The sequence below is a fragment of the Amycolatopsis sp. 505 genome (assembly GCF_031625235.1).
In the GTDB taxonomy this organism is placed as follows: Bacteria; Actinomycetota; Actinomycetes; order Mycobacteriales; family Pseudonocardiaceae; genus Amycolatopsis.
In genome coordinates this window covers 43355-61298 of sequence record NZ_JACKQP010000013.1, presented here as the reverse complement: position 1 = coordinate 61298, position 17944 = coordinate 43355, and the positions used below count along the sequence as shown (strand labels likewise).

General features: G+C 72.8%; 10 protein-coding genes. 6 read left to right on the top strand and 4 right to left on the bottom strand.

From position 1 onward, the window contains the following. Positions 1–149: 149 nt before the first annotated feature. Both H5965_RS39155 and H5965_RS39150 read left to right on the top strand, forming a co-directional pair. A complete protein-coding gene (locus H5965_RS39155; RefSeq protein WP_310976106.1) occupies positions 150–2945 on the top strand; it encodes a BTAD domain-containing putative transcriptional regulator in 2796 nt (931 codons plus the stop codon). A 220-nt stretch (positions 2946–3165) separates the two neighbouring features. Then, entirely contained in the window at positions 3166–4104 is a 939-nt protein-coding gene (locus tag H5965_RS39150) for a hypothetical protein (RefSeq protein ID WP_310976105.1), read from the top strand. Here the strand turns inward: H5965_RS39150 and H5965_RS39145 are convergent. Continuing rightward, positions 4071–4670, bottom strand: a complete 600-nt coding sequence (locus H5965_RS39145) for a TetR family transcriptional regulator (RefSeq protein WP_310976104.1) — start codon at positions 4668–4670, stop codon at positions 4071–4073. The genes H5965_RS39150 and H5965_RS39145 overlap by 34 nt on opposite strands. A gap of 103 nt (positions 4671–4773) precedes the next feature. Here H5965_RS39145 and H5965_RS39140 point away from each other — a divergent pair, with 103 nt between their 5' ends. Beyond that, positions 4774–5673, top strand: coding sequence for an SDR family oxidoreductase (locus tag H5965_RS39140; RefSeq protein ID WP_310976103.1), 900 nt, complete (start codon positions 4774–4776; stop codon positions 5671–5673). Here H5965_RS39140 and H5965_RS39135 read toward each other — a convergent pair. The 3 genes from H5965_RS39135 to H5965_RS39125 all read right to left on the bottom strand — a co-directional run bounded on the left by H5965_RS39135 (position 5667) and on the right by H5965_RS39125 (position 13582). Continuing rightward, positions 5667–6674, bottom strand: coding sequence for an SMP-30/gluconolactonase/LRE family protein (locus tag H5965_RS39135; protein ID WP_310976102.1), 1008 nt, complete (start codon positions 6672–6674; stop codon positions 5667–5669). The two genes, H5965_RS39140 and H5965_RS39135, sit on opposite strands and share 7 nt — an antisense overlap. Before the next feature lie 62 nt (positions 6675–6736). Next, positions 6737–8794, bottom strand: coding sequence for a PQQ-dependent sugar dehydrogenase (locus tag H5965_RS39130; RefSeq protein WP_310976299.1), 2058 nt, complete (start codon positions 8792–8794; stop codon positions 6737–6739). Between the two features lie 252 nt (positions 8795–9046). Continuing rightward, positions 9047–13582, bottom strand: coding sequence for an RHS repeat-associated core domain-containing protein (locus tag H5965_RS39125; protein WP_310976101.1), 4536 nt, complete (start codon positions 13580–13582; stop codon positions 9047–9049). Between the two features lie 607 nt (positions 13583–14189). On the opposite strand from H5965_RS39125, the gene H5965_RS39120 reads away from it, so the two are divergent. Genes H5965_RS39120 through H5965_RS39110 form a run of 3 tightly spaced genes read left to right on the top strand, consistent with a single transcriptional unit; the run spans position 14190 to position 17931 of the window. Further along, entirely contained in the window at positions 14190–15437 is a 1248-nt protein-coding gene (locus tag H5965_RS39120) for an MFS transporter (RefSeq protein WP_310976100.1), read from the top strand. Continuing rightward, positions 15434–16732: an ATP-grasp domain-containing protein gene (locus H5965_RS39115; protein ID WP_310976099.1), complete on the top strand. Its 1299-nt coding sequence runs from the start codon at positions 15434–15436 to the stop codon at positions 16730–16732. The genes H5965_RS39120 and H5965_RS39115 overlap by 4 nt, the downstream gene beginning before the upstream one ends. Then, on the top strand, positions 16729–17931 hold the full coding sequence (locus tag H5965_RS39110; protein WP_310976098.1) for an acyl-CoA dehydrogenase family protein: 1203 nt from the start codon (positions 16729–16731) through the stop codon (positions 17929–17931). The genes H5965_RS39115 and H5965_RS39110 overlap by 4 nt, the downstream gene beginning before the upstream one ends. The last annotated feature ends 13 nt before the right edge of the window (positions 17932–17944 follow it).

Sequence of the window (17944 nt, the reverse complement as noted above, 5' to 3'; positions counted from 1 at the left end):
GCATCTCCTCCTGTGACAACGGCGAAATCAGTTGCGGCACGCATGGGAACGGACACCGCCGGACGCGGGAAAGGTTCCGTTGTGCTGGTAGCGGTTCGGAAGCCACCCTGCCCGGCCACCCGTGTCGATCTCTTGCCAGACTTCTGCATGTGCCTGGTCACCGCGCTGTTGCTGGGGGAGCACCGATCCGGATCGCCTTGCTCGGCGAGGTGACGGCCCAGGTCGGTGTCCGGCCGGTCGACCTCGGGACCCCGCGGCAGCGGTGTGTGCTGGCGGCCTTGGCCGTCGACGCCGGACAGCTCGTGCCGGCCGATCGCCTCCTGCGCCGGGTCTGGGGCGCCGACACACCGCGGCGTGGCCGTGCGACGCTGCACAGCCACCTTTCCCGCCTGCGCGGGGCGTTCGACGGCGCCTTGACCATCGCCCACCGCTCCGGCGGCTACGCCTTGGAAATCGACCAGGAAGAACCCGCGGTCGACCTGCTTCGCTTCCGCGCGCTGAGAGACCAAGCCGAGGCCGACGACGCTCGCACCGTGGCTCTGCTGACCGAGGCGGTCGCGCTCTGGCGCGGAACCCCGCTGACCGGCCTGAGCGGCGATTGGGTGGAGGCCGAGCGCGACCGGTGGCAGCAGGAGCTGTGGGCGGTCGAGCAGGATCTGGTCGACGCGCGGCTGCGCGCCGGCCACGGGGAGGAGCTGGTGGCCGGCCTGCTGGCCCGGGCCGCGCGGCATCCGCTCGACGAGCGCGTCGCCGGCCAGTGCATGCTGGCGCTGCACCGCGCCGGTCGTTCGGCCGACGCCCTGGCCCACTTCCGGCGGCTGCGGGACCGCTTGATCGGGGAGCTGGGCACCGAACCGCGTGGCGAGGTGCAGGAGCTGCACCGCCGGATCCTCGCCGCCGACCCCGGCCTGATCGCGGCACCCGGGCCCGGGGTGGCGGTGACGCCGCTGCCTCCCCGGCAGCTCCCGGCCGCGCCCGCGCCGTTCGTCGGCCGCCAGGAGGAGCTGGACCGGCTCGACGCCGTCCTCGCGCCCGCCGACGGCGTGGCGCTCATTTCCGCGATCGGCGGTGCCGGTGGGATCGGCAAGACCTGGCTGGCCCTGCGCTGGGCGCACCGCAACCTCGACCGGTTCCCCGACGGGCAGTTGTTCGTCGACCTGCACGGGTTCAGCCCGGCCGGGCAACCGGCGCGCCCGGTCGACGTGCTCGGCGGGTTCCTCGAGGCCTTGGGGGTCGGCCGGGACCAGCAGCCCGCCGACGTCGAACGCCGCGCCGGCCTGTACCGGACGCTGGTCGCCGACCGGCGCCTGCTGGTGGTGCTCGACAACGCCGCCACGACCGAGCAGGTCTCCGCGCTGCTGCCCGGCGGCCGCCGCTGCACCGTGCTCGTCACCGGCCGCACCCGGCTGCGCGGGCTCATCGCCCGCCACGGCGCCCGTCCGGTGCCCCTCGACGTGCTCACCGACGCCGAAGCACGCACCCTGCTCGCCACCGCCCTCGGTCCGGGCCGCGCGAGGACGGCCGCGCCGGCGATCGCGGAGCTGGCCGAGCTGTGCGGCGGGCTTCCCTTGGCGCTGGCGCTCGTCGCCGCCCGCGCCGTCGCCGACCCGCGCCTGCCCGTCGACGACGTCGTCGCCGATCTCCGGGCCCTCGGCTTGGCGGTCTTCGACTCCGAAGACCCCGCTGACCCCACGGCGAGCCTGCCGACCGTGCTGTCGTGGTCGCTGCGGCACCTCACCGAGCAGCAGCGCACCGCGTTCGCCCTGCTGGGCATCGCGCCCGGTCCCGACATCGGCTTGTCCGCCGCCGCCCGCCTCCTCGGCCTGCCCGAGCGGGAAGCGCATACGACGATGCGTGCACTGGCCGACGCGTCACTCCTCGAGCGCACCCCCGGCAGCCGGTACGGCATGCACGACCTCGTGCGCGCTTACGCCACCACCGTCGCCGCCGAACTGCCGGCCGAGGTGCGGGAAACGGCGTTGCGCCGGGTCCTGGACTTCTACACCGGCACGGTGAACGCCGCCGACCGGCTGCTGAACCCCCACCGCGACCCGATCCCGCTCGCCCTGCCCGACGCCGACGCGCACCCGCACGCCGACGCGGCGGCGGCCCTGGCGTGGTGCGACGCCGAGCACGCGAACCTGCTCGCCGCGCAGCACACCGCGGCCCGCCTCCACCGGCACGCCACGGTCTGGCACCTGGCCTGGGGCCTGCACACGTTCCACTACCGGCGCGGTCACCGCCACGAGCACCTCGCCGCGTGGCAGGCCGCCGCCGGTGCCGCCGGGCACCTGCCCGGCCCGGACCTCGTCATCGTCACCCACCAGGTCCTCGGTCTGACCCACAGCCACCTCGATCACCACGAGGACGCCCTGCGCCACTTGCACCAGGCCCTCACCGCCGCCGAGGAACACCGGGCCACCGGCCACCAGGCCCACACCCACCGGTTGCTCGCGCGGGCGTGGAGCCGGCAGGGCGACGACCTCAAGGCCCTCGACCACGCGCGCCGGGCCCTCGACCTCTACCGCGGCCTCGACCAGCCGATCGGAGAAGCCGACGCGCTGAACTCGGTCGGCTGGCGCGCGGCCCGCCTCGGCGACTACGAAACCGCCCGGGAGCACTGCCGGGCCGCCTTGGCGTTGCACCGGCGTCTGGACGACCCCACCGGCGAGGCGGCCACCGAGGACAGCCTGGGCTACATCGAGCACCACAGCGGTCACCACGAGCGCGCCATCGCCCACTACGAGCGGTCCATCACCATGCTCCGCGATCTGGGCAACACGCACGAAACCCCGGGCGTGCTGGAATCATCCGGCCACCCGCACCTCGCCCTCGGCGACGTCGATCGGGCGCGGGCGATCTGGCGGGAGGCCCGGGAAATGTTCCGGGAGCAAGGCCGCACCGACGACGTCCGCCGCGTGCAACAGCGGCTCGACGACCTCTGATCGCCCATTCCGGGAATTGCCCGACCTGTTTCCGGTAAGCGGCCCGTGGCCGGATACGCTGCCGCGGCCGAGCACACGAACCGATGGGGGACAAGGCATGGACGGCACTTCCGGCGCGGGCGGAGTCCGCGTGCACGAACCCCTTCCGAATGTGCCGTCCGGGGCCGAACCGCTGTTTGCCGGGTTTGTCCGCGAATTGACCGGGCTGACCATTGTCCGAATGGGACTCAGCGGCGCGCTCGTCCTGCTGGGTGTGCTGCTCGTGGTCGTCGAAGGGTGGGGAAGCGCGCTGCCCTACCTCTACTTCGGCACGTTCGGTGGCCTGCTTCTGATGTGGACGTACGTCCTGGTCCTGTACCGGCGCATCCGGAGCCTCTTCGGCGAGCCCTACCACCGGCTCGACGTCGCTCCCGATGGGTTGCGCACCAAGGGTTCGCGGGTCTCGGTGCGGTTGCCGGACGGCCGGTGGCTGCGGACCCGCCTGCCCGGCGGGCCGCGGGTCCAGCTGGCCGGCGAGCGCCGGCTGTGGGTGCTCGGCACGGGCCCGCGGGTGTTCGTCCGCCCGCCGGGGGCGATGTGGGTGCGGTCCGGGCGGATCGAAGACGCCCCGCCCGCCGCGGCGGTCCCTGCCGGGTTCGTCCCGCGCTACGCGACGCCGCCGTCGCGTGATCCGGTGCTCGCCGCGCACCGCGCGTTCCAGGCCCGGCGGTCGGCCGTCACCGGGGTGACGCTCCTGGTGCTGGGCGCGGCGGGACTCGCGCTCGTGTCGTCGCTGGAGGACGAATCCGGTGGCATCGCGGACGCGGCCGGGTTGGGCGGCGTCGCCGGCGGCAGCGCGGTCTTCCTGATGCTGGGCGTGCTGATGGCCGTCGGCAGCCTGCGGATCCGCCGTCCGCTCACCGAGGACGGCTGGGTGGAACTGCGGATCGCGCTCGACACGCCGTTCGTGCCGCGAGCGCGCACCGCGGTCCGGCTGACGGGCTGGGCGTGGTACCCGGACGGGCGGCAGACGCGCTTCAAGCTCGTCGCCGACGTCTCGCTGGCCGCGAACGTCGCGGTGACCGGGCAGCTGTGGCTGCTGGGCTACCCACCGGCGGGCAAACCGGCGAAGGCCGGTCTTCCGGGCTACCCCTGCCTGGGCAGCTTCCGGCCGGCCTGAGCCTTCCTGGCCAGGTCCAGCAGTTCGTCGAACACCTCGGTCGCGATGGCGGCGAGGGAGCGTTCCTCGCCGTCGCGGAGCCACCGGGTGAACGAGATCCCGAAGACGGTCGCCCCCGACTCGGCCGCCAGGGTGGCCGCGAGATCCCCGACACCCCGGGCGCGCAACGCGTCGGCGACCGAGGTGGCCAGCGCGGTGAGTTTGTGCTGTTCCCGTTCCTGCAGCGCCGGGTTCCGGTCGATCACCGACTGCCGGGTGCGGGAGTGCGAGCGCCGTTCGTCCGGGAAGAAGGCCGACGCCGACCGCAGCGCGGAGGCGACGACCTCGAGCGGGGACGCGTCGGGCGGGGCGGCGATCACGCCGTCGAGGAACGCCCGCTCGAGGCGTTCTTGGCCGGCGAAGAGGACTTCGCGCTTGTCGCTGAAGTGGCGGAAGAAGGTCCGCTCGGTCAGGCCGACGGCCTCGGCGATCTCGGCCGCGGTCGTCTGCTCGTACCCGCGGGTGGCGAACAGCTCGAGCGCGGCCTTCTGCAGCCGTTCCGCGGCTCCGGGTTCCCAGCGCACCATGCGGCCGAGTCTAGTGATGACAGGAGCTGACATACAGGCGTACGGTGTCGATGTCAGCGACTGACGTCGGTCACTGACATCAACCGTGAGAAGGAGTCACGCAATGCGCGTTTTCGTCACCGGAGCGTCCGGCTGGATCGGCTCCGCCGTCGTCGACGAGCTGCTCGCGACCGGCCACGAGGTCACCGGGCTGGCCCGGTCGGCCGCGTCCGCCGCGAAGCTCGAGGCCAAGGGCGCCCACGTCCGGCGCGGCGACCTCGACGACCTCGGCAGCCTCCGCGCGGGTGCGGAAGCGGCCGAAGCCGTCATCCACCTGGCGAACAAGCACGACTTCGCCAACCCGGCCGTGTCGAACGCCGCCGAGCGGGCCGCCGTGGAGACGATCGGCGCGGCGCTCGCGAACAGCGGCCGCCCGTTCCTGCTGGCCTCGGGGATCGCCGCCCTCGCCAAGGGCCGGCCCGCCACCGAAGCCGACGCTTCCCCGTTCCACGGCCCGGACTCCCCGCGCGGCGGCTCCGAGAACCTCGCGCTCGAGTTCGCCGCCCGCGGCGTGCACCCGGTGAGCCTGCGGTTCTCGCCGACCACGCACGGCACCGGCGACCACGGGTTCATCGCGGTCCTCGCCGCGATCGCCCGCGAGAAGGGCGTCTCGGGCTACCCGGGCGACGGCACCAACCGCTGGGCCGGCGTGCACGTGACCGACGCCGCCCGCATGGTCCGCCTCGGCCTGGAGAAGGCACCCGCCGGCGCGCGCCTGCACGCCGTCGCCGAGGAGGGCGTGCCGACCCGCAAGATCGCCGAGGCGATCGGCCGTGCGTTCGACCTGCCGACCGCGTCGATCCCGGAAGCCGGCGTCCAGGACCACTTCGGCTGGATCGGCGGCTTCTTCGCCATGGACCTCGCGGCGACCAGCGAGCGCACGCGGGAGCTGCTCGGCTGGACACCCACCGGGCCGACCCTCATCGAAGACCTCGACGCGGGCGCCTACTCGGCACGTCAGTAAGGGTTGCCCGGCACGTTGAGGCGCGTCTGGTAGAGGCCGAACGCACCCGAAACCCCGGAGGTGAGGTACAGGGTCTTCCCGTCCGCTCCGCCGAACGCCGCGTTGGTGGTGTTGCGGCCGGCGGAGATGGTGCCGAGCGGGGCACCCGACGGCGAGAAGACGTGGACGAGCCCTTCGTCGAAGGAGGCCCAGTACAGGTTGCCCGCGCAGTCGATGGTCGCGCCATCGGGGGTCCGCATGGTCGCGAACGTCGTGCGGTTGCCGGTGCTGCCGTCGGGGAAGACGGTGTACTTCACGATCGTGTCGGCGCCGGTGGCCCCCACGTAGAGGGTCTTGCCGTCGGGGGACAGGACGACGCCGTTCGGCTGCGGCAGCGTGTCGTCGACGAGGCTGACCACCCCGTCGCGGACGCGGAAGACGCTCGTCCGGCCGCCCTGCTCGTCGGCGCGGTTGCCGCGCTGGTAGTTCGGGTCGCTGAAGTAGGTGGTGCCGTCCTGGCCGGTGGTCAGGTCGTTCGGCGAGTTGAACGCGTGGCCGGGGTCGCCGGCGGCGACGGTCGTCCGGCTGCGGTCGGCCAGGTCGTAGGCCGAAACGGTGCGGTTGTCGTGGGTGGCGGCGAGCACCCGCGTCCCGTCGGCGCTGATCGCCAGGCCGTTGCTGCCGGAGCCGGCGATGAAGGTCTCGAAGGTGCCCGGCGGCCGGAACCGGAGGATCGCCGAGGGCTGCACGCCCTGGGGACCGGTGGCGTTCTGCATGTTCGACAGCAGCAGGGTGCCCGTCCGCCGGTCCCAGGTGGGTCCTTCGAGGAAGTTGAACCCGCTCCGGATGAGCCGGGCCGTCACCGCCTGGCTCGGCAACGGCGAGCCGTAGGTCGCGCCCGGCGTGCACGGTCCGGCCGCGGTGGTGCCGGACGCCGCGGGCGCCACCACGCCCGCGGTGATGATCGCCGTCGCCGCCACCGTCCACACGCGACGGTGCCGGGATGTCCTGCGGTGAGCCATGCCGGCTCTCCTTTCGCGAGGGGGACGGCGGCGGGCCGGTGGGCCCGGCCCGCCGCCGGGGTTCACCGTCCGAGCTCGACCTTGAGGATGCTTTCGTTGCTGTTGTTGGCGATGCTGTCCTTGTCGCCGTAGTTGCTGGTGGTCAGCCACAGGCCGCCGTCGGCGGACGGTTCCACGGTGCGCAGCCGCCCGTACGTGCCGGTGAGGTACTGCTGGACGTTCGTCAGGCTGTCGCCGGAGATTTCGGCCCGGTACAGCCGGGTTCCGCGCAGGCAGGCGATGTAGAGGGCATCGCGGACCACGGCGATGCCGCTGCACGAACCCTCGGCGACGGGGTAGGTGCGCTTCGGCGCGACGAACCCGGCTTCGGCGCAGCTGCCCGTGGTGCCTTCGCAGCGGGGCCAGCCGTAGTTGCCGCCACGGACGATGAGGTTGGTCTCGTCCATGACGTTGTTGCCGAATTCCTGTTCCCACAGCCGGCCTTGGGCGTCGAAGGCCAGGCCCTGGGGGTTGCGGTGGCCGTAGCTCCACACCGGCGTGCCGAAGGGGTTGTCCGAAGGGATGGTGCCGTCGCGGTTGATCCGCAGCACCTTGCCGGCCAGGTTGGCGAGGTCCTGGGCCCAGTCGCCGTTCTGGCCGTCGCCGGCGGCGATGTAGAGCTTGCCGTCGGGTCCGAACCGCAGCCGGCCGCCGTTGTGGTACTTGTTGCGCGGGATGCCGGTGAGCAGCACCTGCGGGGTGCCGCTGAGGACCCCGCCGGTGTAGCGGATGCGCACCACCCGGTTGTCGGTCGTGCTGGTGTGCATGACGTACAGCCACGGGTCGGCCGCGAAGTCGGTGGCCACGGCGAGGCCGAGCACCCCGCCCTCGCCGTCGGTCCCCGCGACGTCCGGCATCCGCCCGGCCACCGTCTTCGTGCCGGTGGCGGGGTCGAGCCGGACGATTTCGAAGGCGTCGCGGCGGCCGTAGAGCACCTGTCCGTCGGGCAGGGTGGTCAGCCCCCACGGCAGGTCGGTTTCGGTGGTGACCCTGGTGACCGAGCAGACCGCCGTGGCGCAGGAGGCGCCGGTGGTGACCGCGACCGGTGAGCTCGGGGCCGACCGGTTGGCCTGGGCGTCGCGCGCTCGCACCTGGTACTGGTAGCGGGTGTTCGCGGCGAGGCCGCTGTCGGTGAACGAGGTCGTGGCCGAGCCGCTGGTGGAGCCGGCCACGGTGCCGTCGCGCAGCACCTCGTAGCCCGTGACGCCGACGTTGTCGGTGGCGGGCGACCAGCGCACGGTGACGGTGGTGCCCGACGCCGTCGCGGTCACGCCGGTGGGGGTGCTGGGCGGCTCGGTGTCGGCCTGGCACTGCGGCACCGCGATGGTGACTGTCGGACTGGCCTGCGAGACGTTGCCCGCGGCGTCGCGCGCGTTGACGTACAGGCCCCAGGTGGCTCCCGGCGCGACGGTCAGCTCGGCCGACAGCGCGGTGCCCGGCACCGAGGTCATGAGCTGCCCGTCGTGGAAGATGTCGTAGTAAGCCACCCCGGTGTCATCGGACGACGCCGACCACGAGAACGTCACGGTGGCGCACGTCAGGTTCGTGGTGCGCGGGTTGGCCGGCGCGGTCGGCGGTGTGGTGTCGGCGGCGAGTTTCACCAGCTGCCACCGCTGGTTGGCGCCGCCGGTGTCGGGCAGCTGGACGACCCGAGCGCCGTCGGCGGTGGAGGAGCCGAGCACGTCCACGGCCTTGCCGCTGGCCCGGTTGAGCAGCCGCACGTCGCCGCCGGCGGAGTCGGCCAGCCGGAACTGCTGCCCGGCGCGCCCGGCGTCGGTGTTCTGCACCAGCCCGGCCCGGTCGGCGGTGGACGGGAAGGTCAGGATCTTGGCGCTGTGCTTGGACTTGATGCGGTAGTTGCCCCCGCCGGAGTCGACGAACTGCCACTGCTGGGAGGCCCGGTCGTCGCGGGTGCTCTGGGTGACCCGGGCGCCCTCGTAGGTGGCGCTCCCGGCGACGTCCAGTGCCTTCCCGCTGTTGCGGTTGACCAGCACGTAAGAGGCGTTGGTGTCCACAGTGGCGGCCGAGGCGGCCGGTGCCGGAAGCACGACGCCGAAGCCGGCGAGCACCACTGTGCACAGCGCTCGGAAGGCCGAGCGGTTTCTTCGCGGAGCCGAGCCGGTCCGGACGCGGCGCGATGCCGGCCCGCCAGGCTTTCGTGCGCAGACAGCCATGCGTCGCCTCCTTGCGAGCAGGGTGCGGAACTTCGCCTGACTGGGAGCGCTCCCAGGTCACCGTAGCGCAAACCGTTTGCCGCCGACAAGGCCGGTGAGGAGGTATCCAACCGCGCTGGATCGAAAGGAGCGGGCACCCGCGGTGGGTGCCCGCTCCTCTCAGCGGATCGGGTTGGGCGTGATGTCCTGGGCGAAGAGGTTGCCGTTGGAGCTGCCCACGTGGACGTGGTAGCCGCGGCCGCCCACGTTCACCGTGATGTGCGGCCGCGGGTCGGCGCCGCCCGCCGCGCCGCCGAGACCGCCCTGGTGGATACCGGCGGTCTGCTGCCAGCCGCGGCCTTCCTGCATCTGCTTCAGCAGTTCTTTCGCGCGGCGCGCGCCTTCGCCGCGGCCGGCGGCGAGGTTCTCCAGGATGCCGACGAACTTCTTGTCGCTGATCTCCGTCACCGGCACGTTCGCGTTGCCGTGGAACACCGGCTGGCCCGGGCGGTTGTTGGCCAGCACCGGGTTGTTCGCCTTGCCGCCCTTACACTTGCCCTTGCCGCCCTTGAGGCCGACCGGGTCGAGCCAGCCGGTGGGGTTGCGGACGTAGGCGTGCGGGTTGGTGCCGCCGCCGAGCCCGATCGGGTCCGGGCTGATGTAGCGCCCGGTCTCCGGCTCGTAGTACCGGTTGACGTTGTAGTGCAGGCCCGTCTCGGCGTCGAAGTACTGGCCGGGGAACCGCAGCGGCGTCGGCGCCGGGCCGCCGGCTTCCAGGCCCCACAGGGTCTGCGCCGAGTGCCAAATGATCCGGCCGGCTTCGTCGACCAGCTCCGCCGGGCTGCCGATCAGGTCGGCGACGACGGCGTGGAACTGCTCGTCGAGGCCGCCGTCGGCGCGGGTGCGGCGGTCCAGCACGCTGACCGGCACCGGCCGGTCCGGCTCCCAGTCCCAGGTCGTGATCCGGGCCGGCGCGCCGCCGGTCGTGACGATCTCCTCGGCCGGGACGATCCCGTCCCACACGAACACCGTCTCGGCGGTGACCGTGCCGTCCGGGCCGAGCAGGCGCTTGGCGACCCGGCGCCCCAGCGCGTCGTAGGCGTAGCGCCATTCGTGGCCGTCCGGGGTCCGCACCTGCGCGAGGCGGTCATCGGCGTTCCAGGCGAAGCTCCAGCCGGCCGGGCCGCCCGGCTGCTGCCGCCAGGTCAGGCGGCCGAGGTCGTCGTAGCGGTACTCGACGTCGCCGGCCCGCCGCACCAGCGTCCCGGTGTACTCGCGGGGGCCCGCGGCCGGGTGGGCGGCCCACTCCGCCACGGCGATGTTGCCCGCCGCGTCGTAGGCGTACCGCTCGCTGCCGCCGGGCCGCCGCAGCCCGGTGACCCGGCCCAGCCGGTCCAGCGCGAACTCGCGGCGGCCCGAGAGCAGGTCGTCCACGCCCGCGAGGACGTCGTCCGCCCGGTGCCGGTAGGCGCGCCGCTGCCGCGGCCGCCCGTCGGCTCCCGCGACGACCTGTTCGACGAGCCGGTCGTTCGCGTCCCAGGTCTGGGTCAGCGTCGTGGTGCCGAAGACGCGGCCGATCTCGCGGCCGGCGGGGTCGTGCGCGAACCGGATCGTCCGGCCCGCCGTGCCCAGCTCGGCCGGTGCGCTCGCCGCGTCGTAGGTCCAGGTGCTCGTGACGCCCGAGGCGGTGCGGCGCGCGGTCCGCAGCCCGCTGCGGTCGTATCCCGAGCGGACTTCGCGGCCGTTGCACGTCTCGGCCACCACCCGGCCGAGGCGGTCGTAGGCGAAGGTGAGGTCGGCGTCGGCGTTGGTCGCGCGCACCAGCCGGCCCGCGGCGTCGTAGGCGTAGGTCGTGACGCTGTCCCCGCGGCGTTTCCCGGTCAGCCGGCCCAGCGCGTCCCAGGTGTAGGTCGTCGGTTCCCCGGTGCCGGTGGCGCTTTCGAGCAGCTGGCCGGCGGCGTCCCTCCGGTAGGTGACGACCCGCCCGTCGAAATCGGTCTCGCGCACGACCCGCCCGGCGGCGTCGTAGTCGATCCGCCACTGCGCGCCCGCGGCGTTGGTCACCGCGACGAGCCGCAGCTCGGTGTCGTAGCTGAACCGCGTGCGGCTGCCGTCCGGCGCGATTTCGCAGACGGGCAGGTCGAAGGGGCCGAAGTCGGTCCGGGTCACCGCACCCGCGGCGTCGGTCCGCTCGGTCGCGTTGAGCTCGCCGTCGTAGGTGAAGCGCTCCACGGAACCGTCCGGGGCGACGCGCTTCCACAGCTCGCCCTCGACCGTCCACGCGAACGTCGTCGTGTGGCCCGCCGGGTCGGTGACGGACTCGACGCGGCCGAGCCGGTCGTAGGTGTAGGCGGTGCGCCCGCCGGCCGGGTCGAGGACCGTCCGGGGCTTGCCGAGGCCGTCGCAGTCGATCCGGGTCGTGCGGCCTTCTTCGTCGGTGAACGAGCTGAGCGCCCCGCCCGGGCCGTAGCCGTAGCGGCGGATCCCGCCCATCGGGTCGGTGGTCGCGACGAGCCTGCCGGTCTCGTCGTACTCGTGGGCCCAGACCGCGCCGTCCGGTTCGACGGTGGCCTGCGGGCGGCCGCGCCCGTCGTAGGAGACGCTGTGCACGCTCCCGTCCGGGCGGGTTTCCGACGTCCGCCTGCCGTGCTCGTCGTAGCCGTACCGGGTGGTCCGGCCCAGCGGGTCGGTCACGGCGAGCAGCCGGTCGTGGCGGTCCCAGTCGTAGGTCGTCGCGCCGCCGAGCGGATCGGTCTCGCGGACGAGCTGGAACTCCTCGTTCAGCTCGAAGGTGGTGGTGTGCCCGAGCGAGTCGGTCGCGCGGTTGACGCGGTTTTCCCGGTCGTAGGCGAAGGTGTAGGCGAGCACCCCGCCCGGGCCGGTGCCGTGGATGCAGCGGTCCAGTTCGTCGTAGGTGAACGCGTAGCCCCGGCCGTTGCGGTCCTGCCAGCTGGTGATGCGGCCGGCGTCGTCGTAGCCGAAGCGGTAGGGCCGGCCCGAGGAGTTGACCACCTCCACCAGGTTCGCCCGCTCGTCGTAGGCGAACCGGGCGAGGGTGACGCGGTCGTCGTCGCGGGTGCCGACGGAGGTGAGCTCGGTAATCCGGCCGTCGGCCGTGGTGACGGCGACGCGGTGCCCGGCGGAGTGCCGCACCTCGCGCAGCGTCCCGTGCGGGTCGCGGTCGAAGACGATCCGGTTGCCGTCGGCGTCGGAGATCGCCGCCAGCCACCCGGTGTCCCCGCCGGCGGGGAAGTGCAGGGTGCGGCCGAGGTCCGGCTGCTCCATGACGTACTCGTCCCCGAGCCGCCGCAACGGCCACAGGGGACCTTCGACCGGTTTGACGGCCGCGGCGCCCGGGACGGGGTAGACCAGCAGGGTGCCGTCCTCGGCGGCGAAGTCGACCCGGTCGGTTCCGGTTTCCAGGCGCTGGTCCGCGGTCGACGCCCAGGCGCGTCCGAAGTGGACGCCGCTGCGGTAGCCGGAGAAGTGGGCGCGGTCCAGAACGAGCGCCAGCACGCCGTCGATCTCGACGTCGGTCTGGGCGAGCATCATCCGCCCGGTGGTCATGTCGATCGGGTCGCCGCTGCCCGGGCGGCAGTCGGTCGGGGTCGAGTTCTCCTTGGGGGACCCGTTCTGGTCGGCGAGCCCGCCGCCGCGCGGCTTGCCGCCGTCGTTCCCGGCGCCCTTCCCGCCGCCGGAGGGCGTGGTCGAGCCGCCGCCGGGGGAGGAATCCGGGCCCTTCGGGTTGTCGTCGGGGCCTTTGGAGCCGGGAGGCGGGTCGCTCTTCGGCGGCGGGTCGCCTTTGGCGCCGGAAGTGCTGGTGCCGTCTCCCTTCGCCCGCGACGGCGAGGTGCCGTCACCCTTCGGTGGCGGCGCGTCCGGGCCGCCCTTGCCGTTGGGGCCGCCGATGTCCTTCGGCCCGCTCTTGATGTCGGTGTGCTTGGGCGGTGGCGCGGTTTTGCCCGGCTTGATCTTCCGCAGCGCTTTCGCCGCGTCTGAGAACAGGTCCCCGGCCCGCTTGAGCAGCGGAACCAGCGCCTTCAACGCCGTCACCAGCCGCTTCACCAGGTCGGCGATCTTCGACGCGGTCTTGGCGACGGCGTTGATGACCTGTGGCACGACCCAGGTCATGCCGATGCCGAGGGTGAACACGACTTGCAGCGCCCAGCTGATGAGGTGCCCGATCAGCTCGGCGATGATGTCGCGCACCAGTGCCCGGACGGCGGCGACGACCTCGCCGGCGGTTTTGACGCCGCTGGAGGCGCCTTCGCAGCCTTTCTGCGCGGTTTCCAGCAGTGTGACGGTGTCTTGGGCGCGTTGGCGGTAGGTGTCGGCGGCGGCGCCGGTCCAGGAGGCGATGTCGGTGGTGACCATGCCGGTCAGGTCTTCGCCGACGCTGCCCAGTTCGGTCGCGATGTTCTTCCAGGTTTCCGACTGGGCGGCGATCTCGTCGGCGTTGCCGGTGAGGCCGTTGAGGGCTTCCTTGAGTGGTCCGACGTGTTCGATGAGCCAGCCGACTCCGGCGGCGAGGATCGCCCCGAAGGGGTCCATTGCCATCGACAGCGCGTCCAGCGCCGTCCCGACGGCTCCGAGGGCGACCGAGGCCCAGTCCCCGCTTTCGATGGCCGACTTCAGGTCGTTCGCCGTCTCCAGCAGCGAAATGCCCGAATACGCCTTGGTGGAATCCTTCGTCTCCGCGACCAGCGGGTTTCCCACTACTACGAGACCTTTCCGAGGGGGCGGCGAACCGTGTCAATCACTCGGCGGGAGGATAGCAACGCCCCCAAGAGTGGTCTTCGGATCGGCGCCGGCTTGCCCGACGGGGCAGGTTTCCGGGTCGGGAGGGCAGAAGTCCGCGAACACCGCCGGCATCTGTGGACGGGTGGTGCGCCCGCCGGTAGCGTTTTCCGGCTTGAGATTTGCCGACCTGTGCCGGAAAAGTCCGTTTCCGGTGGCGGACCCGGCGGCGCCGATCGGGTCCCGAGACGCTCCGCAGGCGGGCAGGGCACAGCGTCCAATGTAGACCTCCGGGCCGCTCCGGCATCCTGACCTGCCACGGTCGGGTCAGGCACCGAGCTCGCCGTCGATTCGATGGTCGCCTCCCTCGAACGGTTCCCCGGCGCACCGGCCGATTTCCCGGCCGCCCGGGAACGCTTTCCCTGTCGGCCAGGAAAAACGCGCGGCTAGCATCGGTCCGGCACGCGGCCGCCACCGGCCGCGGGGTGCTGGACCTGGTGTTCATCGTCGCCGGTCCTTGCAGGCCCGGCCTCGCCGAGCTGCCGGCCGCAAGCCGGATCGTCGAAACCATCACAGAGGAGACGGCATGAGCCACGATGCCCCGGCGGGTGTGTTCGCCGTGCTGAAGGCGACCCCCACCCCCGTCCGCTACCTGCTCGGGGGTGTGCTGGTCAACCAGCTCGGCGCGTTCGTCCAGACCTTCCTGCTGCTGTACCTGACGGTGCGCGGCGTCTCGGTCGGTCTCGCGGGCCTGTGCCTGGTCGCCTACAGCGTCGGGGCGATCTTCGGGACGCTGCTCGGCGGCGAGCTCACGCACCGGCTCGGCCCGCGGGCCACGATCGTGGCGTCGATGACGGCGTCGGCACCGCTGGTCGCGTCGATCCCGTGGCTGGGTCGCCCGGACCTGATCTGGCCGCTGTTCGCCGTGGTGGCGCTGGCCGGCCTGGTCACCCAGGCCTACCGGCCCGCGGCGGCGGTCCTGCTGTCCGACCTGATGCCCGAGCGGCACCAGGTGATGGGCTTCTCGATGATGCGGATCGCGCTCAACATCGGCGCTGCGCTGGCGTCGCTGATCGCCGCCGGACTCATCCTGCTCGACTGGGACCTGCTGTTCTGGCTGGACGGCCTCACCGCGGCCCTGTACGCGCTGCTGGCGTTCACGTTGCTGCCGAAGACCGCCGGGGCCGAAAAGGAAGCGGCAGAGGCCGGGGTGGACCGGCGCTCGGCGTACGCGACCCTGGTCCGCGACGGCAGGTTCCTGCTCTACCTGGGGGCCGTCTTCGTCGGCACGATCGTCTACGCCCAGTTCACCGTCGCGCTGCCGCTGCAGATCGTCGCCGACGGGCACCCCGAGGCGCTCTACAGCGCGGTGCTCGCGACGTCGTCCATCGTGCTGATCGTCACCGAGCTGAAGCTCACCACCTACGTCACGCGATGGCCGCCGCAGCTGGCCGGCGGCCTCGGGCACGTCGTCTTCGCGCTCGGCGTCGCGGGTTGGGGACTGTCCGCCGGGTCCAGCGTGCTCGTGCTGGTCAGCGCGGTGTTCTTCGTGTCCGGCCTGATGATCTCCGGCCCGAGCATGTTCGCGCACCCGGCGAAGGCGCCGTCCCGCGTGAAGGCCCGCTACGTCGGCACCTCGCACGCGGTGATCGGGCTGGCCTCGGCGCTCGGCCCGGCGTTCGGGGTGTTCGCCTGGACCCGGCTCGGCAGCGGCATCTGGCCGCTGTGCGGGGCCATGGCGGTCGCCGCCGGGCTCTTCGCCTGGGCGGGCATGAAGCAGAAAACCGCGCCGGCCGTGGTCGCCGCGACGGAACCCGTGGGGGAGAAGGCATGACCGAGCCCGACGGCGTGCTGCTGGTGATCGGCAGCGGGCTGAAGCTCTACCGCGAATACCTCGTCCGGTCGATCCACCGGCGGGCCCGGTCGGCGGGCCTGGACCTGGTGCTGCTGAACAACCGCGAGCCGACTTGGCAGCGGAAGTACTTCGACGAGATCGTCGTGACCGATGTTTTCGACCCCGAAGCGATGACCGCGGCTGCCCGCGAGGTGGCTGCGCGGGCGCCGATCGCCGGGCTGCTGTGCTGGGACGAGCCCGTGGTGCTGGCCGCCGGCGAGCTCGCCGCCGAACTCGGCGTGCCCGGGCTGAGCGTGCGGGGCGCGCAGGGCTGCCGGGACAAGTACCGGACGCGATCGGTGCTCACCGCGGGCGGTCTCCACCAGCCCGGGTTCGCGACCGCGACGACAGTGCGCGAAGCCGTCGTCGCGGCCGGCGGAATCGGCTACCCGGTGGTGGTGAAACCCCGCGCGATGGGCGCCAGCATCGGAGTGGTCCGAGCCGCCGACGCGGCCGAGGTCGCGACGGCGTTCGAAGTGGCGGCGGGAGCGAGCCGGGCCGAGAACGCGCCGTACGGCGGCAGTGTCCTCATCGAGGGCTACGCCGAAGGACCCGAGATCAGCATCGACGCCGCTGTCCACAAGGGCGAGTACCGGCCGATGTTCCTGGCCCGCAAGCAAAGCGGCGAAGAGCCGTACTTCGAGGAGACCGGGCACATCGTGGCCGCGGCCGACCCGCTGCTCGACGACCGCGAGCTGATGGACACCCTCGTCCGCGCGCACCGGCTGCTCGGCGTCGAAGACGGCATCACCCACACCGAGGTCCGGCTCACCGAACGCGGGCCGTTGATCATCGAGGTCAACGGCAGGCTCGGCGGTGACCTCATCCCGTTCCTCGGGCTGACCGCGACCGGTATCGACCCGGGCGAGGTGCTCTTCGACGTCGCCACCGGCCGGCGGCCGGACCTGGCACCCACCCGCCGGTCGGTCGCGGGCATCCGGTTCGGCTGCCCGGACCACGACTGCGTCGTGCGATCGGTGACCGTGCCGACGGAGGCACCGGGGCTGGTCACGGCGGCGCGGATGGTCGAGCCCGGCGCGTCGCTGCGGCTGCCCCCGGGCGGCTACCTGGCCCGGCATTCGTTCGTCGTGTGCGAAGGCGAGGACGTGGAGACCTGCGGCGGGCGGCTCGACGCGGCAGCTGCCCTCGTCGAAGTCGACGCAGCCCCGCTCGGCCCACCCGAGCCCGGGCCGTCGTTCGTGATGCCCGCCGGACTGCCGGACGTGGACGCATGACCGCCGGCAGCATGACCCGCCCGGCGCCGCCGCGGACGGCCGAAGAGATCCTGGCCAGGGCGAAGGCCCTGGCGCCGGTGCTGCGTGAGCGAGCAGCCGAGTTCGAACAGGCCCGCCGGTTGCCCCCGGACATCGTCGAGCTGCTGCGCGACACCGGAGTCTTCCGGATGACGTTCCCGCGCGAGTTCGGCGGCCCGGAACTGACGTCGATCGAGCAGACCGAGGTGATCGAGGCACTGTCGTACGGGGACACCTCGGCCGGCTGGTGCGCGATCATCGGGTCCGGCACCGGGCTGTACGCGTCGTTCCTGTCCGACGCCGCCGCGCGGGAGATGTTCCCGCGGCTGGACCTGATCACCGCGGGCATGCTGTTCCCGGCCGGCCGCGCCGAGCGCGTGCCCGGCGGGTACCGCTTGACCGGGCGGTGGACGTTCGGCAGCGGGATCACCCACTGCGACTGGGTCATCTCCGGCGCGTTCCTCTACCGCGACGGCAAGCCGGACCCCAGCCCGGACGGCCGTGACCCGCACGACTCGCGCCTGTTCATGGTCCCGGCCTCGGAGGCGGAGGTGATCGACAACTGGCACACCACGGGCCTGGCCGGCAGCGGCAGCTGCGACTACACGATCACCGACGTGTTCGTGCCCGAGGAACGCACGCTGTCGTTCGACACGGTGCACGGCAGGCCGAGCCCGCTGACGCGGCCGGAGTCGTTCATGCGCACGGTGCCGGGCGTGCCGCTTGGGGTGGCGCGGGCCGCGCTCGACCACGTCCGCGAAATCGTGCGGACCCGGGTGGACCGCGCGACCGGGGTGCCGTGGGCGGACAACTGGCGGATGCAGGTGACGCTAGCGGAGTGCGAAGCCGACTTCATCGCCTCTCGCGCCGGCGTGTACAGCACGATGCGGGAGCAGTGGGAGCTGCTCTCGGCGGGCGCGGAGGTCCCGGCGGAGCTGGAGGCGGCGCTGCCGCTGTCCCGGCTGCACGCGTTGCGCACGGCCCGCTCGGTCGTGGCGCGCCTGTACGACCTGATGCAGACCGGCTCGATTCACCGCAGTGGTCCCCTGGACCGCTGGCTCCGCGACACCACGACGATGTGCCAGCACCTGCTCGCCCAGGACCGCATCCTGCAGTCGGCGGGGGCGCACCTGCTGGGCGGGACTCCGGAGTTCCGCCTCTGCCTGGGCCTCACCAGCTGAGCCCGGCCCGGGA